Source organism: Sphingopyxis sp. HIX, from assembly GCF_001468285.1.
Classification (GTDB): domain Bacteria; phylum Pseudomonadota; class Alphaproteobacteria; order Sphingomonadales; family Sphingomonadaceae; genus Sphingopyxis.
In genome coordinates, this window is the sequence record NZ_LNSB01000049.1 from 17417 (window position 1) to 40768 (window position 23352).

Below are 23352 nucleotides of genomic sequence, written 5' to 3' on the forward strand. Positions count from 1 at the left end.
AGCGCCGGTTTAGCGGTTCTTCCGCCCCTCGATCAGGCCATCGACCAAGCTCGGGTCGGCGAGGGTCGAGGTGTCGCCCAGCGAGCCGAAATCATTCTCGGCGATCTTGCGCAGGATGCGGCGCATGATCTTGCCCGAACGCGTCTTGGGCAGGCCGGGGGTCAGGTGGATATGGTCCGGCGTCGCGATCGGGCCGATCTCCTTGCGTACCTGCTGCTTCAGCGCCGCGGCGACTTCCTCGGTCGCTTCGACCCCGGCGTTGAGCGTCACATAGGCGTAGATGCCCTGGCCCTTGATATCGTGCGGGAAGCCGACGACCGCGGCTTCGGCGACATCCTCGTGCAGGACGAGCGCGCTTTCGACCTCGGCGGTGCCCATGCGGTGGCCCGAGACGTTGATCACGTCGTCGACGCGGCCGGTGATGCGCCAGTATCCGTCGGCATCGCGGCGGCAGCCGTCGCCGGTGAAATATTTGCCCTTGTAGGTCGAGAAATAGGTTTCGGCGAAGCGCTGGTGATCGCCGTAGATCGTCCGCGCCTGCCCGGGCCAGCTGTGCGTGATGCAGAGATTGCCCTCGGCCGCGCCGCCGGTTTCTTCGCAGACGAGCTTGTTGCCCTCGGCATCGACGAGTTCGGGGCGGATGCCGAAGAAGGGCTTGCCCGCGCTGCCCGGCTGCATAGCATGCGCGCCCGGAAGCGTGGTGATCATGATGCCGCCGGTTTCGGTCTGCCACCAGGTGTCGATCACGGGCACGCGGCCCTTGCCGACGGTCTGGTGATACCAGCGCCACGCCTCGGGATTGATCGGTTCGCCGACGCTGCCGAGCAGGCGGATCGACGAGAGGTCGTGGCGAGTCACATAATCGTCGCCCTCGCGCATCAGCGCGCGGATCGCGGTCGGCGCAGTGTAGAGGATGTTGACCTGATGCTTGTCGACGACCTGCCAGAAGCGGTCGTGGTCGGGATAGTTGGGCACACCCTCGAACATGAGGGTCGTCGCGCCATTCTGGAGCGGGCCGTAGACGACGTAGCTATGGCCGGTGACCCAGCCGATGTCGGCGCTGCACCAGAAGATTTCGCCGGGACGATAGTCGAAGCCGTACCAGAAGGTCGTTGCGGTCCAGACGCTGTAGCCGCCGACGCTATGGAGCACGCCCTTGGGCTTGCCCGTCGAGCCCGAGGTGTAGAGGATGAAGAGCGGATCCTCTGCCTGCATCGGTTCGCACGGGCAGTCGGCGGGGACGTCCGCGGACAAGGCGTCGTACCAATGGTCGCGGCCTTCCTTCATGCTGACGTCGCCGCCGGTGTGTGCGATGACGAGCACCGCCTTCACGTCGGTGCGTTCGAGCGCCTTGTCGACATTGGTCTTCAAGGGGACGGTCTTGCCGCCGCGCAGGCCTTCGTCGGCACAGATCACCCAGTCGCTCGCGCAATCCTCGATCCGGCCGTGGATCGCCTCGGGCGAGAAGCCGCCGAAGACGACGCTGTGCACCGCGCCGATGCGTGCGCAGGCGAGCATCGCCACCGCACCCTCGGGGATCATCGGCATGTAGATGGTGACGCGGTCGCCTTTCCGGACGCCCATTTTCTTGAGCGTGTTCGCCATGCGGATGACGTCGGCGAGCAGCGCGGCATAGCTGATCGTCCGCGTCTCGCCGTCGGGGGCGTCGGGTTCGAAGATGATCGCGGTGCGCATCCCATGGCCGGCGGCGACATGGCGGTCGACGGCGTTGTGGCAGAGGTTGAGGACGCCGTCCTCATACCATTTGATGCTGACGGGGTCGTAGGACCAGTTGGCGATTTTGGTGGGTGGGGTGATCCAGTCGATTCGCTTGGCTTGTTCGGCCCAGAAAGCGTCGGGGTCCTCGACGCTCTGCCGATAGAGACGGTCATAATCGGCGGCGGTGCAATGGGTGTTCGCGGCGGCGTCGGCGGGGACCGGAACGAAGGGCTCGGAGGGGGGCAATTCGGACACTGGAGTCTCCCGCTTTCGGTTTGCATTGTGCGCCGCCTGCGATAACCCGCGAGCCACAAACTGCAAGGGCGCGCACGCGCCGGTGAAGGGACAGAATATGGTTGATATGGGCCAGCAGGTCGCGGCGCTGCTCGATGGACTGGGCGTCGACCGACGCACGTGGACCGAGGGATCGATGCCGTCGGTGACGCCGCTGACCGGCGAGCAGGTGGCGACGGTGCGCGTCGCCGATGCCGCGGCGATCGACGAAGCGCTCGATGGCGCGACCGCAGCCTTCCGCGTCTGGCGCAAGGTGCCGGCGCCGCGCCGCGGCGAACTGGTACGCCTGTTCGGCGAGGAACTGCGCGCGGCGAAGGACGATCTGGCGAAGCTGGTGACGATCGAGGCGGGCAAGATCCCGTCCGAGGGCGCGGGCGAAGTGCAGGAAATGATCGACATCTGCGACTTCGCCGTCGGGCTGTCGCGCCAGCTCTACGGGCTGACCATCGCCACCGAGCGGCCGGGGCACCGGATGATGGAGGTCTGGCACCCGCTGGGCGTCGTCGGGGTGATTTCGGCGTTCAACTTTCCGGTCGCGGTGTGGGCGTGGAATGCGGCGCTCGCGCTCGTGTGCGGCAACAGCGTGGCGTGGAAGCCGTCGGAGAAGACGCCGCTGACGGCGCTCGCGACGCAGGCGGTCTTCGAGCGCGCGGTCGCGCGCTTCGGCGATGCGCCCGAAGGCCTGTCGCAATTGCTGATCGGCGGGCGCGAGGCGGGCGAGGCGCTGGTCGACGATGCCCGCGTCGCGCTGCTGTCGGCGACGGGTTCGACGCGGATGGGCCGCGCGGTGGCGCCGCGGCTGGCGCAGCGGTTCGCGCGCGCGATCCTCGAGCTTGGCGGCAACAATGGCGTGATCGTCGCGCCGTCGGCCGATCTCGACCTCGCGCTGCGCGGCGTGGCGTTCGGGGCGATGGGGACGGCGGGGCAGCGCTGCACGACGACGCGGCGGCTGTTCCTGCACAACAGCATCCATGACGGCTTCGTTGCCAAGCTGAAGGCGGCTTATGCGAGCGTCGGCGTCGGCAATCCGCTGGAGGGCGAAGTGCTCGTCGGGCCGCTGATCGACCGCGCCGCCTATGAGATGATGCAGGAGGCGCTGGCCGCGGCCAGGGCGGCGGGCGGCGTCGTGACAGGCGGCGAGCGTGTCGGCGAAGGGGCGAGCTTCTATGTGCGCCCGGCGCTGGTCGAGATGCCGGGGCAGGTCGGGCCGGTGCTCGAAGAGACCTTCGCGCCGATCCTCTATGTGATGCGCTACGACGATCTCGATGCGGTGATCGACGCGCATAATGCGGTCGCGGCGGGCCTGTCGTCGGCGATCTTCACCACCGACATGCGCGAGGCCGAGAGGTTCCTCTTGGGCAGCGATTGCGGGATCGCCAATGTCAACCTCGGCACCTCGGGCGCCGAGATCGGCGGAGCGTTCGGCGGCGAGAAGGAGACCGGCGGCGGGCGCGAGAGCGGGTCGGACAGCTGGCGCCAATATATGCGGCGCGCGACCAACACGGTGAATTATTCGGACGCGCTGCCGCTGGCGCAGGGGGTGTCGTTCGACCTCTGAGCGGTGGCGCTCAGTAGCAGTCCCATTGGTAGAAGACCTTGCCGAAGTCGCGCTTCAGCAGGTCTTCGCGCCGGATCATGAACTGGCCCTGCCCCATGTCGCCCCACATGATGTGGTCGTCGCTCCACAGGTTGAGGAGCACGCGGTCGACGTCCTGATAGGGCTTGTCCGCGCGCCAGTCGGACTGGGTGAAGCCGGGGTGGCCGCCGACATGATGGCCCTGGCTCGCCAGTTCGAGCTGCTTGTCGGCGAAGGCATAGATGCGGTCGCTCCTGGTCCGGTCGTCCAGCAGCGGGCTCAAGTCGCGTTCTGCGAGCCAGGATTCGACCGAGGGCATCTGGTCGCTACGCGCGGGCTTCAGCGCAATGCCCTGCGCGACCGTGGCGTCGTAGAGCGGCGAATAATCGTCGATGCCGCGGTCGCCCGCGGGCCGTCCTTGGTGCAATTTGCCGGGGCCGGTCATCGTCTCGCGCCAGATGACGCGGAACTTGCCTGCCTCGGGCTTCTCGAAATTCGCGCCATAGAGGTCGTCGCGCGCGATGAAGAATTGCAGCACGCCGCTGGCCGGATAGTCGGGCAGCGGCGGCATCGCGGCGAAATCGACCTGCGCGAGGAAGGCCATCGGCTTGCCCTCGGCATCGGTCGGCCAGGCTTCGCCCGCGGCGAGCCAGACGGGGCCGCCGATGCGCGTGCCGCCGGGGGTGGCGGGCGCAGGACCGGCGGGTTCGAGTTCGATCGCGGGCAGCTTGTGCTTCTGCTGCCAGGCGGCGAACTCGGCGACCGCGGGGTCGCGCAGCATCTCCTGAATCGTCGGTTCGGCGGGGGTTGCCGGGGTGCAGCCGAAAATCGTGGCTGCCGCGAGGACCGCGGGGAGCAGGAGCTTTCTCATCGCGTGGAGCCTATCGGCTCAGTGGATCGGGGGCGAGCGAATTTCGACGCCTATGCGGCCCGCCAGCCGAAGCGGTCTTCGCCGAGCGCGACGACCTCGCCCGCCGTGCCGACCGGTTCGGCCTGGCCGTCGGTCAGAAAGGCCAGCATCGCGGCGTCGCCGACGTCGACATGCGCCAGCGTGCGCTGGCTGCCGGGCGTGCGCGCGACGACCACCCCGGCTTTCGGGGCGCCGTCGCGGCCGTAGAAGACCGTGTAGCTTTCGATCGTCGCGGGGCCGGCATAATCCTTGACCAGTTCGGGCACGGGGCCGCGCCTCTCCTCGGCTTCAGCCTGATAGTCATAGTCCTGCGGGAAGGCAGCCGCGGCGATCGGCTCGCTGCCGAGCACGATGCAATGATTGTCGGTTGCGAAGCCGCCGTTGGCGAAGAGGAAGCCGTAGCGGCCTTCCTCGCGCAATTTTTCGACCATCGAGACCACCGCATGGCTCATATAATTGGCGATCGGTCCGCCGCCGAAGGTCAGGCCGCCGAACACCGTCGCGGGCTTGTCGGCGGGCCAGCCGAGCGTGCGGCGCGCCATCTTGGGGACGCAGGGGAAGCAGCTGTAGAGTTCAATGAAGTCGAAATCCTGCGCCGTCATCGCGTTGAGCGCGAGGGTGCGGTTGATGCTGGTTTCCATGCTGACGCTGCCGTCGTAGCGGTCGCGCCACAGGATATTCGCGGGTTCCTTCGCTGCGGCGCCCATGCCGACGTAGATGAGCCGGTCCTCGGGGATGCCGCGGCGGCGCGCCTCGGCGAGGCTGGCGACGATGAAGCCCGCGCCCTGGTTCACCGACGAATTGGCGACCATCAGCTTCGAATAGGGGAAGGCGATGGGGCGGTTGCGCTCGTCGACGCGGAGGATGTCGGCGGGGGTGGCGGGCTTGCGGATCCAGGCGCCGTCGTTGGCGGCGGCGACCTCGGAGAAGCGCGACCAGATTTGCGCGCTCTCGTCCTGCGCTTCGGTCAGCGTCTGCCCCCACGCGGCGCGCGTCGCGTTTTCGTAGAGCGGATAGACGTCGACCGGCGCCGACAGGCCGTGGAGCTGCGAATAATTGGGTTCGCGGCGCGTCGCGACCTGGCGGATCGCATTATAGCTCTTGTCCTCGCCCTTCGCCGCCTTGGCGGCGCGGCCGGCGGCGGTGCGCAGCGCCTCCGCGCCGACGATGGCGGCGAGCTTGATCTCGCCCGCGCCGATGCGGTTCGCGGCCTCGTTGAGCAGGCGGATCGGGGTGTCGCCGTGCGGGGCGTCGGACTGATAGTTGATCTTCGGGCTGGCGCCGATCGCCGCGGCGAGCGGTTCGGGCAGCTTGCCGAGGCTGTGGAAGCTGATCTGGTCGACGATCGCGAGGCTGTCGATCTCGGTCAGCGAGATGCCGGCGTCCGCGGCGGCGACATTCAGCGCCGCGACCATCAGGCCGAGCGAGTCGAGCCCCTGGTCGGGGTCTTCGGGCCGGTCGTTGACCTGGCCGACGCCGATGATGACGGGGATAAGTTCGGGATCGGTCATTTTGGTTTCTTGGCCCATCTCAGCGCGCCTTCCATTCGGGCTTGCGCTTCTGGGCGAAGGCGAGCGGGCCTTCGCGCGCGTCCTCGCTGCGCATCAGCGCGTTGCGCTCGATCGTATTATGCTCCCAATAAGCGGCGTCGGAGGCGATGCGGCCGTCCTGGATGCCGAGCGCGACGCGCTTCGACACCTGCACCGACAGCGGCGCGTTGCCCGCGATCTTCTCGGCGAGCGCGAGCGCGGTAGGGAGCAGGTCGGCGAGCGGGACGACATGATTGACCAGCCCATATTCGGCGGCGCGCGCGGCGGGGATCGGGTCGCCGGTGAGCATATATTCCATCGCCAGCTTGCGCGGCAGCTGCTGCGCGAGACGGAAGGCCCCGCCGGCCGCGGCGAACAGCCCGACCTTGACCTCGGGCAGGCCGAATTGCGCATGGTCGGCGGCGACGATGATGTCGCTCATCAGCGCGATCTCGCAGCCGCCGCCGAAGGCGAAGCCGTTGACCGCGGCGATGATCGGCTTCGAGATCGGGTGCGACACCATGCCGGCGAAACCCCACGCCTGCTGCGCGGGATCGCTCGGCGCGAGATGCTCGCCGCGCGAGAGGGCGACGAGGTCGGCGCCGGCGCAGAAGCTCTTCTCGCCCGCGCCGGTGATCACGACGACGCGGATTTCGGGGTCGCTCTCGGCTTCCTCCAGCGCCGTGCCGATGCCGACATGCACCGCGGCGTTGACCGCGTTGCGCGCCTCGGGCCGGTTGATCGTGACGATCAAGATATGGCCCCGGCGTTCGCTGAGGACGGCGGGCGCGGCGGTGTCGGTCATCGAATCTCTCCCTTTGTCGGGGAGAGTATCGACGCAGGTTGACGTTTACGTCAACTGTTAACGACGGACCTTAGATTGACTGGCCGGTCTTGGCCCAGTCGGCGAGGAAGCCCTCGATGCCCTTTTCGGTCAGGATATGCTTGAACAGCCCCTTGATGACCGACGGCGGCGCGGTCATCACGTCGGCGCCGATCTTGGCGGCCTCGAGCACGTGGATGCCGTGGCGTACGCTCGCGACGAGGATCTCGGTCTCATAGCCGTAATTGTCGTAGATCAGGCGGATGTCCGAGATCAGCTGCATGCCGTCGAAGCCATTGTCGTCGTGGCGGCCCACAAAAGGAGAGACGAAGGTCGCGCCGGCCTTGGCGGCGAGCAGCGCCTGCGCCGCCGAGAAGCAGAGCGTGACATTGACCATCGTGCCGTCGCCGGTCAGCGCCTTGCAGGTCTTGAGGCCGTCGATCGTCAGCGGCACCTTGATGCAGACGTTGGGGGCGATCTTGCGGAGGATTTCGGCTTCCTTCATCATCGTCGCGTGATCGAGCGCGACGACTTCGGCCGAGACGGGGCCGGTGGTCAGCGCGCAGATCTCGCGCGTCACTTCCTTGAAATCGCGGCCCGACTTGGCGATCAGCGAGGGGTTGGTCGTCACCCCGTCGAGCAGGCCGGTCGCGGCGAGTTCCTGGATGTCGGCGATTTCGGCGGTGTCGGCGAAAAATTTCATGGCGCTGGGCTTCCTGTTGGGAGGGCGATTCGTGAGACGCCTATAGCCGCCTAGCGCGCGAGGCCAAAGACGGCGGTGAGCAGCGGGCTGCCCGTTGCGCGCGGGTTGGCGCGGATCGCGGCTTCTTCCTGCCCGATCGCGCGATAGATGCCGTCGTGAGTGCGGTCGCTGACGTCCTGCACCAGCCCGCGAAAATCGATGCCGGTCGCGGCGCGCAGCGCTTCGGTCACCACCGCATTGTCGGCGAGGCGGAGCCCTTGATCGACGCCGGGAAACATCGCGCCGACGAGGCTGCGGCCCATCGACCGTTCGAGCAGGTCGGTCGCCGCGGTCGGGCCGCCGCGCACGATCGCGGCGGCGTCGGCGATGCTGATGCTCCGGATCGCGTCGGCGACGAGCGGCGCGGCGCGCTCGGCGCCCTCGCGCGCGGCGCTGTTGACCTGTTTGGTCAGCCGCGTCTTGAAGGCGCCGGTCAAGAGCACGCGCGCGACGATCGACGAGGCGCCGCTCCCTCCGAGCTGCGGCGGCAGGTCGATGCGCGCGACCTGGCTGTCGTAGAAGCCGCCCGGCTTCAGGAGCAACGCGAAGGCGCGCTCCGACGAGAGGGAGAGCAATTCGCGGATCGCGTCGGCCAGGCTGAAACCCGGCAGGCTGGCGCAGCCGGGCAGGGTCAGGATCGGCGCGAGCGCGAGGCCCGACAGCAGCATACGGCGGTCGGTGAGCAGGGCGGTCATCGTCATTCTCCCGAATCTAGTAGCGTTCCGCCTTTGTTCCGATTAAGCGGACGGCATGGCCAAAGCGAAGCGTCAATATGTCTGCCAGAATTGCGGCTCTGTCACCTATCGCTGGCAGGGGCAATGCGCCGATTGCGGCGAGTGGAACACGCTGGTCGAGGAAGCGGGCGAGAGCGTCTTTTCGGCGAAGCACGACCTGAGCAAGGGCGGGCGCACGATCGCGCTCGAAACATTGGACGCCGACAGCGTCATGCCTGAGCGGATGCTGTGCGGGATCGCCGAGTTCGACCGCGCGCTGGGCGGTGGCTTCGTGGCGGGGTCGGCGACGCTGATCGGCGGCGACCCGGGGATCGGCAAGTCGACCTTGCTGTTGCAGGCGGCGGGGCGGCTCGCACTCGCGGGCAAGTCGGTGGTCTATATCAGCGGCGAAGAAGCGGCGGCGCAGGTGCGGCTGCGCGCGCAAAGGCTGGGGCTCGGCAAGGCGCCGGTGGCGCTGGCGAGCGCGACCTCGGTGCGCGACATATTGGCGACGCTGGGGAGCAGCGACCCCGACTTCGTCGTCATCGATTCGATCCAGACGATGCACAGCGACCTGATCGAGGGCGCGCCGGGGACGGTCAGCCAAGTGCGCGCCTCGGCGCAGGAATTGATCCGCTTCGCCAAGGACAGCGGCGCGGCGCTGGTGCTCGTCGGCCATGTCACCAAGGACGGGACGATCGCGGGGCCGCGCGTGCTCGAACATATGGTCGACACCGTGCTCGCCTTCGAGGGCGAGCGCAGCCATCAATATCGCATCCTGCGCGCGGTGAAGAACCGCTTCGGCGGCACCGACGAGATCGGGGTGTTCGCGATGGGCGAAGGCGGGCTGGGCGAGGTCGCCAACCCGTCGAGCCTGTTCCTGACCGACCGCAGCCGCGACGTGCCGGGGTCGGTGGTGTTCCCGGCACTGGAAGGCACGCGGCCGGTGCTGGTCGAAGTGCAGGCGCTGACTGTAAGGCTGGCGAGCGGGGCGACCCCGCGCCGCGCCGTGGTCGGCTGGGACAGCGGGCGGCTGGCGATGGTGCTCGCGGTCCTGGAGGCGCGCTGCGGGCTGCAACTGGGAGGCGCGGAGGTCTATCTCAACATCGCGGGGGGCTATCGGCTCACCGATCCCGCGGCCGACCTCGCGGTCGCCGCGGCGCTGATTTCGGCGTTCAGCGAGCGGCCGGTGCCGTCGGACGCGATCGTCTTCGGCGAGCTGTCCTTGTCGGGCGAGGTGCGTCCGGTGGCGCACGATGGGCTGCGGCTTCGCGAGGCGGCAAAGCTCGGCTTTTCGACCGGTTGGGGCCCCAAGGGGATGAAGGGCACCGGCGGGATTTCGGTCACCGGTTTCGCCCGACTCGGCGAACTCGTTGACCTGATGCTCGGGCGCGACTAGCGACCGGCACATGGGAAGTTTGACGGCTCTGGATGTGCTCGTGTTGCTGCTGGTCGGCGGCTCGGCGGTGCTCGGTTTTTCGCGTGGGCTGGTGCAGGAGGTGACGACATTGCTCGCCTGGGTGCTCGCGATCCTCGCGGTGCGCCTGCTCCACGGCACGGTGACCGGGCTGGTCGCGGGCTGGGTCGGGACCGAGGGCGGCGCCGCGGTGCTCGCCTTCGTGATCCTGTTCGGCGGGGTGTTCGCGCTCGCCAAATGGGGATCGCGCGCGATGGGGCAGCGCAGCCGCGCGTCGATCGTCGGCGGTTTCGACCGTGGGCTCGGTGCGGGGTTCGGCGCGATCAAGGGGCTGTTGATCGCGACGATCGGCTTCATGCTGGTCACTTTGCTCTACGACATCGGCTACGGCAATGCCCAGCGGCCCGCGTGGATGACCGACAGCCGCACCTATCCGGCGCTCAACGCGACGAGTTCGGCGATGAGCAAGGTGATCGCCGAGCGCCGCGCGGCGGCGCGCGAGGCCAAAGCCAATGGCGGCGCCGACGACAAGGGGGACGCACCCGCTGCGGGCGCGAAATGAGCGCGCCGCTCTATAACCGCGACATCTTGTCGCTCGCGGTTGCGACCGCCGAATATCTGCCGCTGCCGCGCGCGCGCCATCATGCGTCGCTGCGCGCGCCGCTCTGCGGCAGCCGCATCCTGCTCGATCTCGACACCGACGATGCGGGGCGCGTGACCGCCGTCGGCATGCATGTCGAGGCGTGCGCGCTGGGCCAGGCGTCGGCGTCGCTGCTCGCGCGCCACGCGGCGGGCAAGGGGCTGGAGGACATCCGCGCGGCGCGCGCGGCGATCGCGGGCTGGTTCGGCGGCGGCGGCGATCGGCCCGACTGGCCGGGGTTCGACCTGCTCGCGCCCGCGAAGGATTATCCCGCGCGGCACGGCGCGATCCTGCTGCCCTTCGACGCGGCGATCGCGGCGCTCGAGCCGCAGGCGGCGCGGGCGTGAGCCTGTTGCTGTTCGCGACCGCAGCGTCGAACATCGCCGCCGAAAAGGCGGGCGAGACCGCGACCGATACCTTGCTCTTCGAGGGCGCGATCCTGCTCGGGGTCGCGACTTTGTTCGTGATGATCTTCCGCCGGCTGGGGCTCGGCGCGGTGCTCGGTTATCTGATCGCCGGCGCGCTCGTTGGGCCGCACGGGCTGGGGCTGGTCGGCGGCGGCGAATCGAAGCTCGCCTTTGCCGAGATCGGCATCGCCTTCCTGCTCTTCCTCGTCGGGCTCGAGCTGCATCCGCGCCGCTTGTGGGACCTGCGCCGTGCGATCTTCGGGCTGGGCATGGCGCAGGTGGTGGTGAGCGGGCTGATCCTCACCGCGCTGATCCTCGCGACTTTGGGCTTCAGTTGGCAGGCGGCGCTCGCGCTCGGGCTGCCGCTCGCTTTGTCGTCGACCGCGCAGGTGCTGCCCAGCCTCAAGAGCTCGGGGACGATCAACTCGCCCTTCGGCGAAAAGGCCTTTTCGATCCTGCTGTTCCAGGACCTCGCGATCGTGCCGATGATCACCATCGTCGCGGCGCTGTCGCGCGCACCCGCCGACCCCTCGGCGCCGCCGGGGTGGCAGATGGCGCTCTACACCGTCGGCGCGATCGCCGCGCTGGTGCTCGTCGGGCGCTTCGTGCTCAACCCGCTGCTGCGCCTCGTGGGGCGCTATGGCGAGCGCGAATTGTTCGTCGTCGTCGGGCTGCTCGTCGTGCTCGCGAGCGCGGCTTTCATGCACAGCCTGCACCTCTCGACCGCGCTCGGCGCGTTCATCGCGGGGGTGATGCTCGCCGATTCGCCGTACCGGCACGAGATCGAGGCCGATGTCGAACCCTTCCGCCTGATCCTGCTCGGGCTCTTCTTCCTCGCGGTCGGCATGGTGCTCGACGTCGGCGCAGTACTCGAACGGCCGCTGCTCGTGCTCGGCCTCGCCGCGGGGCTGGTCGTAGTCAAGGTCGCAGTGCTCACGGGCATCGCGCGCGTCTACGGCATGGGGTGGCGCGCGGCGCTGGGGCTAGGGCTGCTGCTCAGCCAGGGCGGCGAATTCGGCTTCCTGCTCTTCACCCAGGCGGCCGACGCGCTGCTGATCGCGCCCGAGGCCGCCAGCCTGTTCAGCGCGGTGGTGACGCTGTCGATGGTCTCGACGCCCTTCCTGATGCTGTTCGCGCGCAACCTGGAGTTCGCGCCCGACAAGAGCGGCAGGGAACTCGCGGGGCCCGAACATGCGCCGCGCGGGTCGGCGCTGGTCATCGGCTACGGCCGTTTCGGGCAGATCGTGTCGCAGATGCTGCACGCGGTCGATTGCTCGGTGACCTTGATCGACAAGAAGCCGAGCCAGATCGAGCTGTCCGAGCGCTTCGACACCAAGGTCTATTTCGGCGACGGGCTGCGGCTCGACCTGCTCCGCCGTGCGGGCGCCGACGAGGCGAAGCTGATCGTCTATTGCATCGACGACCGCAGCGTCGACGCCGAGGCGCTGCGCCCGGTGGTCGAGGCCTTTCCGCACGCGAAGATCCTGACCCGCGTGTTCGACCGCCGCCAGCTGATCGCGATCGACGGTGCGGGCGTGACCAGCGCGGTACGCGAGGTGTTCGAAAGCTCGATCGCGCTGGGGCTGATGGCGCTTGAGCAACTGGATATAGACCGGCGCGAGATCGAGGATGTCGAAGCCGCGCTGCGCCATCTCGACGAGGTGCGGCTGGGCGCGCAGATGGCGGGCGGCGACCTGTCGGCGGGCATGGACCACCGCTTCCAGCCGGGCGGCAGCCGCGAGGGTACGAGCATCCTCGAGAAATTGCGCGAGACGCGGCGCGCGGCGAAGCTGGCGCGCGAGGAAGCGGATGCGGGCGACAGTTTCGCCTAGCGTGCGGACCGGCCTCCAATAGTAAAGTGATCGGTTGAGTTTTTTCTTGACGCGAATCGGTGTGCGCGCTTAGTAAAGCATATGCTTGACCATTCGACCCCGATCGACCCGATTCTCCACGCCATCGCCGATCCGACGCGGCGCGCGATGATCGAGCGGCTGACGAAGCAGCCCGTCTCGGTGAGCGAACTCGCGGGCGGGTTTCCGATGTCGCTGCAGGCGGTGATGCAGCATCTTTCGATCCTGGAAGGTGCCGCCGTCGTGCGCAGCGAGAAGATCGGGCGGGTGCGGACGGTCTCGCTGAACCCCGCGGCGCTGCGCCAGCTCGAAAGCTGGGTGACGGCGCAGCGCACGGCCTGGGAACGCCGGCTCGATCGGCTGGGCGATATCCTGGGCGAAACCCCCGAAGACGCAAAGGAATGACAGCATGACCGAATCCCGCATCCACCACGCCAGCTTCTCCGTCGAACGCGGCTATCGCTCGCCGCGCGAGCGCGTCTGGGCCGCCTTCACCGACGCCGCATCGCGCCGCCGCTGGCTGGTCGAGTCCGACGGCTGGACGGTCCACGCCTATGACCCGCCGCGCGAGGTGAAGCCGGGCGCGGTCGAGACGAGTCGCTTCAGCCCGCCGGGCGCCGACATCGAGATCACCAACGACACGACCTATCTCGACGTCGAGCCCGCGGCGCGGCTGATCTTCGCTTATGCGATGACCATGGGCGGCGCGCCGCTGTCGTCGTCGCTGTCGACGGTCGAATTCTTCGACGAGGGCGCGGGCACGCGGCTCGTGCTGACCGAGCAGGGTGCCTATCACGACGGCAATGTCGCGGGGCGCGAGGAGGGCACGCGCGAACTGTTCGAGGCGCTGGCGAAAGAACTCGCCGAAGCCTGAGCGCGGGGCCGAGCTCAAACAAAAAGGGCGGACTTATGTCCGCCCTTTTTCTTTTGCCTTCGTGCCGCGTCAGTCGAGCTTGAAGCGCACGCCCACACGGTAGCTCCGGCCGAGCAGGTCGGAGAAGGTGCTGTTCGCGGCGAGTCCCGTTTCGGGGAGCAGCAGCGGGTTGGCGTCGAACAGGTTGGTGACGTTGAAGAAGAACTCCGCCTCCGACGCATTACCGACCTTGATCTTCTGCGTCAGGTTGAGGTCGACGTAGAAGGTGCCCTTGACGCGGTTGTTGTCATAGGTCGGGAACTGGCTGGTCGAGGTCGGGCACCCGCTGGTGCATTCGATCGCATTCGCCAGATATTTGCCCGAGCTCACGCCGCGGCCGGTGACCGTGCCGGAGAAGGTCGGGGTCGAATAATTGAGGTTGGCGCGGAAGATCCACTTGGGCGTGCTGAACTGGCCGCCGTTGGCGCCCACCGTGTTGACCGGCGTCGTCCCGGCGATGCCGGTCTCCGACAGATTCTCGATGTAGCGCGTCGCGGTTCCCTTGAGCGTGATGCTGCTGTCTTCGCCCACGGGCAGGCGATAGGCGGCGTCGAAGTCGATGCCGCGCACCAGCCGGCGCACATAGTTGAAGGGCTGGGTGCGGATCAGCAGATAGGGCACGGCCGGGGTCGAGCGCACCGGATCGGTGGTGATCGCGTCGCAGAAGGCCTGGATGCCTTCGTTGCAGCGATTGACCACTTCCTGCGCGCTGATCGAGTCGATCGCATCCTCGAGATCGATGCGGAAATAATCGACCGACGCCTGGAAGCCCGGCAGGAAGCGCGGGGTGATCACGCCGCCGATGTTCCACGAATCGGCCTTTTCGGGCTCGAGCGCGGGGTTGCCCGTGGTCAGCCCCGAATAGGGGAAGAACTGCGGGCCATTGGCGAGATCGGGGGTGAAGGCGGGGTTGCGCACCGAATCGCTGTTCGCGGTGCCGGCCTGGAAAAGCTCGTTCAGGTTCGGCGCGCGAATGTCGCGCGAGCGCGTGACGCGCAGGCGGATATCGTCGATGGGCGCCCAGGTCGCGCCCAGTTTCCAGGTCGTGACATAGCCCGAGGTCGAATAGTCGGTCGCGCGCACCGCGCCGTTGAATTCGAGCCCGAAGCCCAGCGGGATCAGCGTTTCGAGATAGGCTTCCTTCACATTATAGCTGCCGCGGAAGGGCAGGTAGTTGCCGACCGACCAGCGGTTCGAGGTGGTGCCGTTGGGATTGATGATCGGCTGGAACTCGGCGGGCACACTGCCGCGGATCTTTTCCTCGCGATATTCGCCGCCGACCGCGATGCTGACGTCGCCCGCCCAGGTGGCGAAGGGGGTCAGCGACAGGTTGGCGCCGGTGACATATTGTTCCAGCACCTGCTTGCGGAACGGATCGCCGAGCACATAGTCGATGGCCGCCGGGTCGGCGACGCCGATCCCGAGGCGGTTGAGCGGCACGCAGCTCGGATCGTCGTTCGCCGGATCGGGATCGACGTTGATCAGGCACTGGATCGAGCCGACCGCATAATTGCGCGGGTTGCCGGCCTGCGCAAAGGCCGCGTTGGTCGCGGCGGTCATCTTGGCGACGTGCATGATGTTGCGCAGCTGTTCGCGCACGTCGGAGCGGCCATATTGGCCGTAGACGTCCCAGCGCGCCGACTTGCCGAAGGCGTCGAATTCGCCCTCGGCGCCGATGACGTAGCGCTGGACCTGGCGCTTGTTGTTGATGCCGCGGAAGGGAAGGTCGGCCGCCGTGGTCGTGATGCTGACACTGGTGACGCCCGCGAGCCGCTGCGCGCCGAGCGTCTGCAGCGCGAAGGCGTTACAGGTGATCGGGGTCGGGACGACCGTACAGCCGGTGGTGTTGAGCGTCGCCGAACCGAGGTTCGGGCCGGCGTTGAAGAAGACCTCCTGCTTGTTGAACGATCCCTCGGCGAACAAAGTCACGCCGTCCGACACGTCGAAGCTGAGGCGGCCATAGAAGCCGTAGCGGTCGTCCTTCGGCGCAAGGCCGATGCGGCGGCCCGAATCGTTGACGCGCCAGTCGCCGCCGACCGTGCGCGTGACGGCGGCGGCGCCGCCGAGCGCGGGCGAGTTGAACGAGCCATATTGGAACGGGATGACCTGGCCGTTCTGGCCGAAATAGAGGCCGCGCAGCGCGTTGTTGTTGCCCGCCGAGCCGGTGATGAAGCCGCCCGGCGCCTGGTTGGTCTGCCCCGCATTCTCGCGGAAGGTGATGAAGGCGGGCTGACCGTTGGTCGCGGTATAGGCCGGGTTGGCGAAGGCCAGATAGCCCTTGTGGTTCCACGGCCGGTCGTTCGGGTCGACCTCGTAGATGCCGTCCTGATGCGCGATCTCGGCATTGAAGACGACATGGCCGCGGCCGTCGGCGAACGACTTGCCGCCCGCGATGCTGCCCGAATAGTTGAAGCCGTCGCCGACATGGGTGATCCCCACGTCGCCGGTGATGCGCAGCCCCTCCATCTTCTTGTTGAGGATGAAGTTGACGACGCCGGTGACCGCGTCCGAACCATAGGCCGACGACGCGCCGCCGGTGACCAGCTCGACGCGTTCGATCAGCGCCTGCGGGATGGTGTTGATGTCGACCCAGCCGAAGATCGTGGAACCGACCGAACGGCGGCCGTCGACCAGCACGAGCACGCGGCTCTCGCCCAGGTTGCGCAGGTTGAGCGCGTTGATGCCTGCCGAGCCGTTGGAGATATTGAGGCGCGAGTTGGCCGGCTTGGTCGAGCCCGCGAGCTGCGGCAGCTGGTTGACGAAGTCGGCGATATTGTTCGACGGCGAGGTGTTCTGGATATCCTCCTGCGTCAGCACGATGACCGGGGTCGGCGCCTTGAAGCCGTCGCGCGCGATGCGCGAGCCGGTGACGATGATCTGATCGCCCGAGGCCGCCTCGTCGCTTTCTTCCTGCGGCGGCGTTTCCTGCGCCATGGCCGGGACGCTGTGAACCAGCGCCAACGCGGTCATCGCCGCGCCGAACCCGATATTGCGGCCCAGCGACCCGCGAACTCGTCCAATATTACGCATATTACCGTCCCCTTTGTTGCCCTGGGGCCGAACCGCACGTCGCTTGCCGCGTGCCTTTGGTCCGCCCTGTCGTCCCACCTGTCCGCCTGGCGGAGCGTCGCTCCGTCCTGTTATTTTCTTGGATAGTCACCGTAACCGGCCGGCAAAGGCCGCGACCGGGGGCCGCGGATGTCCGGCTTCGTGAGGCGAGGTTACAGGGTGGTTGCAGCCGGTCAACTGCTCCGCTGCTAACCTTGCGATATGGACATATAGCCTGGGGGTATGGGGTTGCCGCGCGGCGCCATAATGCGGATAGCTTGCAGTTATAGGCGGCGCCCCGCTTGTTATGGGGCCGCGGCAGGGGGCTGCGATAGGGTTTTGTTTCGCGATCGTCATTCACTTTCGGGGAGGGCCTGTTGATCCAGCGCCGTGCATTCTTGCTGGCTTCGGCCGCGCTCGTCGCGATGCCGGGCAGCCTGTTCGCCAAACCGCGGGTCAAGGGCGCGACGCAAAAAATCAGCCTGGCTGGCGCGCGCGCGCCGATCGAGGTGGTCGAGGACGAATTGGGCGTGCCGCATGTCCGCGCCGCCTCCAGGCACGATGCCTTTTTCGGGCAGGGCTATCTGGTCGCGCGCGACCGGCTGTTCCAGATCGACATGGAACGTCGCCGCGACATGGGGCGGATGGCCGAATCCTTCGGCCCGCGCTTCGTCGCGGCCGACAAGGCGGCGCGGCTCTTCCTCTATCGCGGCGACATCGAAGCCGAGCTGGCGGCGCTGCCGCCCGAGGTGCTCGAATGCGCCGAGGGCTATGTCGCGGGGGTGAACGCGCGGATCGACGAGCTGGCCGCCGACCCGTCGTTGCTGCCGCTCGAATATGGGATATTGGGGATCAGCCCGCTGCGCTGGGACGTGCGCGATCTGGTGCGGGGCCGCGGTATCGGCATGGGCGACGCCGACGACGAAGTGCGCCGCGCGCAGCTCCACGCGCGCGGGCTGCTCGAGGCCGATCAGTTGATGGCGCCGCTGCGCCCCGCCTGGTCGTTCACCGTGCCCGACGGGCTCGACACCGCGGCGGTGAGCGAAGCCGACCTCGGCGTGCTCGACCCCGCCAACCGGCCGGGGGGCTTCGAGCCGCTGCAGGAAGCCGCGTGGCTCGACCCCGACGCGCGCCGACAGGACCGCTTCGCGCAGGGCAGCAACGCCTGGACCGTGTCGCCCTCGCGCACCGCGACGGGGCGCCCGATCCTCGCGAACGACCCGCATCTCGGCATCGGGCGGTCGAGCCCGCGGCATATGTGTCACCTGTCGGCGCCCGGGCTCGACGTCATCGGCGCCGGCGCCCCGGGGCTGCCGGGGATCATGCAGGGGCACACCGATCGCTTCGCCTTCGGCCGCACCAATTTCCACATCGACCAGACCGACCTGTTCATCCTGCGCACGCAAGACGGCGATCCGGGCCGTTACTGGCACAAGGGTGAGTGGAAGGCGTTCGAGAGTTTCGAGGAGGAAATCCTCGTCAAGGGCGCGCCGGCCGAGCGCGTCATCCTGCGCTACGCCGATGGTCGCCCCATCGTGTCGGAAGATGCGGCGCGCAGCCGCGCGGTCGCCTTCGCCACCGTCGCGATGCTGCCCGGCGCCAATGCGCGCTTCGCGATGATCGCGATCAACCTGTCGACCGATTGGGCGTCGCTGCGCAAAGCGTTCGAGCTGCACGTCTCGCCGACCAATTTCCATTATGCCGACATCGACGGCAACACCGGGTGGCAGACGATCGGTTTCACCCCGCGGCGGCCGAAGCACGACGGGCTGTTCCCCGCGCCCGGCGACGGCGACTATGACTGGACGGGCATCCTGCCGGTCGAGGATATGCCGCACGTCTATAACCCCGCGGAAGGCTGGTTCGCCTCGGCCAACCAGATGAACCTGCCGAAGGATTATCCGTATCGCGAGCGGATCATCAGCTTCAGCTGGAGCGATCCCTTCCGCTACGATCGCTGCGCCGAGGTGCTGCGCGCGCAGCCGAAACACCGGATCGAGGACAGCATCGCGCTGCAGCACGATGTCCAGTCGCTGCCCGCGCGCGCGCTGGTCAAGCTGCTCCCAGCCGCTCCGTCGGCCGAGGCGGCGGACGCGGCGGCGCTGCTCAAGCGCTGGGATTGCGGGATCGAGGCGAATAGCGGCGCGGCGTTGCTCTACGAGATGGTGCTGCCTTTGCTCTCGACCGCGGTGTACGAACGCGTCGTGCCCGCCGCGGCGCGCGACCTGGTGACGTCGCTCAACCTCGCCGAGATGCTGCGCATGCTGGCGGAGCGCGACAAAAGGCTGGGCGAGGATCCCGCGGCGGCGCGCGATGCGCTGGTCGACGGCGCGCTGGTCGCCGGGTGGAGAAAGGCGATCGAGCTCGGCGGGCCCGATCCGGCGGGCTGGCAATGGGGCGACCTGCACCGCGTGACGATCGAGCATCCGCTCGCGGCGTCGAACCGCGCGATCGCGGCGGCTTTCCCGAAGATCATGGGCGGCCGCTCGGGCGGCGACTGGAACACGCCGATGGCGCGCGGCTTCAACGCGCGCCGCAATTTCGACGTGTCGCACGGCGCGAGCTATTTGTTCGTCGCCGACGTCGGCGCGTGGGACAACAGCCGCTTCCTGCTGCTGCCCGGCCAGTCGGCCGACCCGCGCTCGCCGCGCTATCGCGACTTCTACCCGCTATGGCTCGCGGGGACGATGCAGCCGCTCTGGTACAGCAAGGCGGCGGTCGACCGCCACGCCGCCGCGCGGCTGGTCCTGACACCTGCTTAGGGTAGGGACCTAAAGCGCCTCGGCGATCGCGACCAGCGCGCGATCGACCGCGGCAGTGGCCTGGCTGTCGGTGTCCTCGGGCATGTCGTTCGCCAGCGCCGAGAAGATGAGCGTCTTGCCGCTGCGCGTCGTGAGATAGCCCGACAGCGCGCGCGACGCGTTGAGCGACCCGGTCTTGGCGAAGAGCTTGCCTTCCAAAATCGTGCCCTTGAAGCGGCTTTGCAGCGTGCCGTCGCGCCCGGCGATCGGCAGCGTCTCGCGCCACGCCATGCTCCACGGCTGGCGCGATATCCAGCTCAGCAGGCCGACTGCGGCGCGCGGGCTGATGCGGTTGTAGCTCGACATGCCCGACCCGTCGGCGAAGTGATAGCCGGTCTCAGGCAGCCCGGCTGCGGTCATCACGCGGTGCATCACCGCCTGCCCGTCGGCGATCGAGCCGCTGCCGGCGTGGCGCGACACGCGGCGCAGCATCAGTTCGGTATGGAGATTCTGGCTCTCCTTGTTGATACGGATCATATTCTCGGCGAGCGAGGGCGCGGGCAGTTCGGCGAGCATCGCGGGTTCGGTCGGCAGGGTGGCGGGGGCGCCCTTGCGCTTCTCGGGATCGTCGGTGGCGGCCAGCGGACGGTGGCGGACCGCGATCTCGCCATCGACCTTCACTCCGCGTGCGCGCAGCAGTTCGCGGAGGCGCCAAGCGGCATAATGCGCGGGGTCGTCGATGCCGTAGCGCAAGGTCAGCGGCGCAGCCTCGGCGCCGACGGTACCGGTCAGGCGGAGGACGCGGCTGTTCGGCATGCGGTCGGCCTCAATATCCTCCTCCTTGCCCGCGACGGTGGTGACGCGATTTTCGATGGTGAAATAGCCGGGCGCGTCGATCGTGGGCGCAGCGCCGATCGCGCCGGGCTTGAGCTTCACCACCAGCTCATTGTCGTCGAGCGTCAGCGCCGAGGTGCCGGTGCCGTAGCGGGACTGGATGTTGTTCCAGCTCATGCCGGGGCTCCAGCGTTCGTCGGGGAACCAGCTGTCGTCGCCGGTGATGTTGCGGACGTGGCGTGTCTTCGCCGCGACCGCATCGGCGAGGACCTGCAGGCAGTCGGTCTTGCAGTCGTCGGCGCTCGACAGGAGCGCATCGCCGCGGCCGTGGAGCACGACGTCGGTCGCGCCGCCCGCCTGTTCGAGGCGGACGCCGGTGCCCTTGGCGGTCTGTTGCAGCAGCGGCAGTTCGGCATAGGCGATCGCGGTGGTGAACATCTTGGTGTTCGACGCGGGGATGAAGCGCTGGTCGGGGGCGATCGACACGAGGATTTCGCCGTCCATCGTCGTGACGAGCATGCCGAAGCGCGAACCCGGCGGGCCCTCGGCGAGCTTCTGTTCGACCGTCGCCTGCAAGGGGACGGGCGCCGGATTGGTCTGCGCGCTCGCCGCGGTCAGCGAAAGCGACAGCGCGAGCGCCGAAGCGAGGGCGAAGCGTGCGATCTTTGGCGTCATATTATGTCCGTTCGTCCCATGCTGAAATGATGCGCGCGCCCACGGCGGGGCGGAGCGCCACGATGCCGCTGTCGGCGTGGCGGGTCGGGTGGACCCGGTTGGTGAGCAAGGTCCAGGCGAGGCCGCGTTCGAAATCGATCCAGAGGCCGGTGCCGGTGAAGCCGGTGTGGCCGATCGTATCGGCCGAGCAGGCGTCGCCGCCGTGCCATCCGGCGAAGGCCCGTTCCCAGCCGCAACTGCGGGGGCGTTCGCCCGCGGTGCGAATCTCGGCCATCATCGCGGGCGACAGGATCTCACCCGCCACCAGCGCGCGCGCGAAGCCGAGCACGCCGTCGACGGTGCCGAACATCCCGGCATGACCGGGCGCGCCGCCGAGCGCATAGGCATTCTCGTCGTGCACCTCGCCCTTCATCACGCGTCCGCGCCAGCTGCAATTTTCGGTGGCGACCGCGGGACCGGGCGGCGGACCGAAGCCGAGGCCTTCGCCGAGCGGCCAGGCCGACAGCGGCGCGCCGGTGAGGCGCTCGATCGCGATGCCGAGCAGAATGAAATTGATGTCCGAATAGAGGGGCGGGCCGCGGCGCCATTCGCGCTGGAGGACGAAGGCGCGCAGCCGTGCGGGATCATCGCCATAGGTGTAGATGGGTTCGACCGCGGGCAGGAAGCTGCGGTGCATCAGGCAGTCGCGGAAGGTCAGGCGCCGCTCGGCGGCATTTGCGACGTCATATTGGCGAAGGTCGGGGATCGCGTCGGTCAGCGGCCGGTCGAGGTCGAGCCGCCCCTGCTCCGCCAGCGTCAGGATCATCACCGTCGTCGCGATCACCTTGCTGAGCGAGGCGAGGTCGAACCAGTGCTCGCGCGTCAGTGCCTCGCGCTCGGGGACGAGCGCGGCCATGCCCGCGAAGCGCACCGCGCTTGTCCCGTCGGCGCTGACGACGCCGAGCGCGGCGCCGGGGATGCGGCCGTTTTGCGTCGCTTCTAGCGCGGGGGCGAAGCCCGCTTCGCAGACGGCGTCGATGCTCATGCCGTACGTCCCTTCACGCGCACGATGACGGGGAGCAGGAAGATCGCCGCGAAGCTGAGTGCGCCCGAGAGCAGGAAAAAGCCGTCATAGCCGATCTGGGTCTGCATCGATCCCGAGGCGCCGGCGAGCAGGCGCGGCAGCAGGAAGGCGAAGCCCGAGAGCAGGGCATATTGCGCGCCCGGATATTTCGGGCTGACCAGCATCGAGAGATAGACGACGAACACCGCGCCCGCGAAGCCGTTGCCGAACTGGTCGACCGCGACCGCGGTGTAGAGGATGAAGGACGCGGGCTCGCTGTGCCAGAGCCAGACGTAGATCCAGTTGCCGAGCGCAGCGGTGACCGCGCCGATGCCGAGCGTCCAGCCGAGCGACAGCCGCGTCGACAGCCAGCCGCCGAGCGCGACCCCCGCCATGCTCGCCGACAAGGCGACGACGCCGTCGGCGACGCCGATCTGGTGCAAGCTGTAGCCGCGCTCGTTCCATAGCGGGTGCGACAATGTCAGCGTGAGCACGTCGCCCATGCGGTAGAGCGAGACGAAGCCGAGCAACGCGAGCACCGCATAGCCGTAGCGCCAGAAGATCTCGACATAGGCCGCGGCAAAGCCCGACTTGCGGGCTAAGAGCTCGGCGGGCAGGCGGTTGATGCGCGGGAGCGCGAGCGCGAGTGCGACGAAGGGCAGTAGCGCGATCGCGAGCACGACGGGGGTGACGTTGGTCTTCGCCGAAATGCCCGCGCCCTCGGCGGCCGACAGCAGTACCCAACCGATGGCCGCGGTGGCGAGAGTCGCGGCGAGCAGGATGAGCAGGCTGGCCGACACGCCCTTGATCAGCGCGGCGCCGCGGCCGGATGTGCCTGGCTGGTCGGGCCGCATCGCGGCGAGGATCGGGAAGGGGGCGAAGGCCGCGACCGCGATGACGAGATAGGCCCAGGTCCAGTCGGCCCAGGCCGCCACCAGGATCGCGCCGCTTCCTGCAGCGACCATCGCGCTGCGATAGCCCCAGAGGTTCGCGGCGACGATCGGCGCCTGTTCGGCCTGGCTGGGAGCGAGCTCGATGCGCCAGCCGTCGGCGGCGACCTCGAGCGTCGTCGTCCAGAAGGCGAGCAGGATCGCGAAGAGCGCGGTGAGCGGCAGGCTCTTGTCGCTCGAGGTGAAGGCCATCGCGACCATCGAGAGGAAGATGCCGAGCTGCGACAGCATGATCCACCCGCGCCTTCGCCCCCAGAAACGCGCGAAGCCGGGGATGTCGTAGCGCTCGACGAGCGGCGCCCAGGCGAATTTGAAGGTCGGCAGCAGCGCGATCCACGCGAAGAAGCCGATGATGACGATGTCGACGCCATGCTTCGACAGGCGCAGCGTGAGCACCGCGTTGAACATGTAGAAGGGCAGGCCGGCCGAGAAACCGAGCAGGAGGTAGAGGCCGAACAGGCGGCGCGCGGAGGGCTTGGCGGGGGTGTCGGCCTGGAGGGGGATGGGGATGGCGGCGGCGGACAAGTTA

18 protein-coding genes are annotated in these 23352 nt (G+C 68.2%); 8 read left to right on the forward strand and 10 right to left on the reverse strand.

The genetic code is table 11. The annotated features are described in order from the left end of the window. Positions 1–9 precede the first annotated feature (9 nt). Entirely contained in the window at positions 10–1974 is a 1965-nt protein-coding gene (acs, locus tag ATE62_RS19340; protein WP_058809962.1) for an acetate--CoA ligase, read from the reverse strand. A gap of 106 nt (positions 1975–2080) precedes the next feature. On the opposite strand from acs, the gene amaB reads away from it, so the two are divergent. Then, on the forward strand, positions 2081–3571 hold the full coding sequence (amaB, locus tag ATE62_RS19345) for an L-piperidine-6-carboxylate dehydrogenase (protein WP_197411753.1): 1491 nt from the start codon (positions 2081–2083) through the stop codon (positions 3569–3571). A gap of 10 nt (positions 3572–3581) precedes the next feature. Here the strand turns inward: amaB and ATE62_RS19350 are convergent, their stop codons facing one another. From ATE62_RS19350 to ATE62_RS19370, 5 genes are all read right to left on the reverse strand, one after another. Beyond that, a complete protein-coding gene (locus tag ATE62_RS19350) occupies positions 3582–4460 on the reverse strand; it encodes a YwqG family protein (RefSeq protein WP_058809963.1) in 879 nt (292 codons plus the stop codon). A 50-nt stretch (positions 4461–4510) separates the two neighbouring features. Then, complete coding sequence (locus tag ATE62_RS19355; protein ID WP_058809976.1) at positions 4511–6010, reverse strand: acetyl-CoA acetyltransferase; 1500 nt, start codon at positions 6008–6010, stop codon at positions 4511–4513. A gap of 19 nt (positions 6011–6029) precedes the next feature. Then, the gene (locus ATE62_RS19360; RefSeq protein WP_058809964.1) at positions 6030–6833 is read right to left on the reverse strand and encodes a crotonase/enoyl-CoA hydratase family protein; all 804 of its coding nucleotides are present in this window, start codon (positions 6831–6833) and stop codon (positions 6030–6032) included. Positions 6834–6903: 70 nt separating this feature from the next. After that, positions 6904–7554 (reverse strand): fructose-6-phosphate aldolase, encoded by a 651-nt coding sequence (gene fsa, locus ATE62_RS19365; RefSeq protein ID WP_058809965.1) that lies wholly within the window; start codon positions 7552–7554, stop codon positions 6904–6906. Between the two features lie 50 nt (positions 7555–7604). Then, positions 7605–8288: a DUF4197 domain-containing protein gene (locus tag ATE62_RS19370; RefSeq protein WP_058809977.1), complete on the reverse strand. Its 684-nt coding sequence runs from the start codon at positions 8286–8288 to the stop codon at positions 7605–7607. Positions 8289–8343: 55 nt separating this feature from the next. Between ATE62_RS19370 and radA the strand changes: the two genes are divergently transcribed. The 6 genes from radA (at position 8344) to ATE62_RS19400 (ending at position 13494) form a co-directional block, all read left to right on the forward strand. Continuing rightward, positions 8344–9705, forward strand: coding sequence for a DNA repair protein RadA (radA, locus tag ATE62_RS19375; protein ID WP_058809966.1), 1362 nt, complete (start codon positions 8344–8346; stop codon positions 9703–9705). A gap of 10 nt (positions 9706–9715) precedes the next feature. Beyond that, the gene (locus ATE62_RS19380; protein WP_082662910.1) at positions 9716–10285 is read left to right on the forward strand and encodes a CvpA family protein; all 570 of its coding nucleotides are present in this window, start codon (positions 9716–9718) and stop codon (positions 10283–10285) included. Beyond that, a complete protein-coding gene (locus ATE62_RS19385; RefSeq protein WP_058809968.1) occupies positions 10282–10710 on the forward strand; it encodes an iron-sulfur cluster assembly scaffold protein in 429 nt (142 codons plus the stop codon). The genes ATE62_RS19380 and ATE62_RS19385 overlap by 4 nt, the downstream gene beginning before the upstream one ends. 32 nt (positions 10711–10742) lie before the next feature. Further along, a complete protein-coding gene (locus ATE62_RS19390) occupies positions 10743–12602 on the forward strand; it encodes a cation:proton antiporter domain-containing protein (protein ID WP_156420653.1) in 1860 nt (619 codons plus the stop codon). Positions 12603–12683: 81 nt separating this feature from the next. Further along, the gene (locus ATE62_RS19395; RefSeq protein ID WP_058809969.1) at positions 12684–13025 is read left to right on the forward strand and encodes an ArsR/SmtB family transcription factor; all 342 of its coding nucleotides are present in this window, start codon (positions 12684–12686) and stop codon (positions 13023–13025) included. Between the two features lie 4 nt (positions 13026–13029). Beyond that, a complete protein-coding gene (locus ATE62_RS19400) occupies positions 13030–13494 on the forward strand; it encodes an SRPBCC family protein (RefSeq protein WP_058809970.1) in 465 nt (154 codons plus the stop codon). A 69-nt stretch (positions 13495–13563) separates the two neighbouring features. Here ATE62_RS19400 and ATE62_RS19405 read toward each other — a convergent pair whose 3' ends face one another. Further along, positions 13564–16563: a TonB-dependent receptor plug domain-containing protein gene (locus tag ATE62_RS19405; protein WP_082662911.1), complete on the reverse strand. Its 3000-nt coding sequence runs from the start codon at positions 16561–16563 to the stop codon at positions 13564–13566. Positions 16564–16958: 395 nt separating this feature from the next. Here ATE62_RS19405 and ATE62_RS19410 point away from each other — a divergent pair, with 395 nt between their 5' ends. After that, entirely contained in the window at positions 16959–19343 is a 2385-nt protein-coding gene (locus tag ATE62_RS19410; protein WP_058809972.1) for a penicillin acylase family protein, read from the forward strand. Positions 19344–19352: 9 nt separating this feature from the next. Here ATE62_RS19410 and dacB read toward each other — a convergent pair whose 3' ends face one another. The 3 genes from dacB to ATE62_RS23720 all read right to left on the reverse strand — a co-directional run. Beyond that, the gene (gene dacB / locus ATE62_RS19415) at positions 19353–20831 is read right to left on the reverse strand and encodes a D-alanyl-D-alanine carboxypeptidase/D-alanyl-D-alanine endopeptidase (RefSeq protein WP_058809973.1); all 1479 of its coding nucleotides are present in this window, start codon (positions 20829–20831) and stop codon (positions 19353–19355) included. A gap of 1 nt (position 20832) precedes the next feature. After that, a complete protein-coding gene (locus ATE62_RS19420) occupies positions 20833–21855 on the reverse strand; it encodes a serine hydrolase domain-containing protein (RefSeq protein WP_058809974.1) in 1023 nt (340 codons plus the stop codon). Further along, the coding region (locus ATE62_RS23720; RefSeq protein WP_443028874.1) for a permease at positions 21852–23352 on the reverse strand (1501 nt) is incomplete at its 5' end. The genes ATE62_RS23720 and ATE62_RS19420, both read right to left, overlap by 4 nt.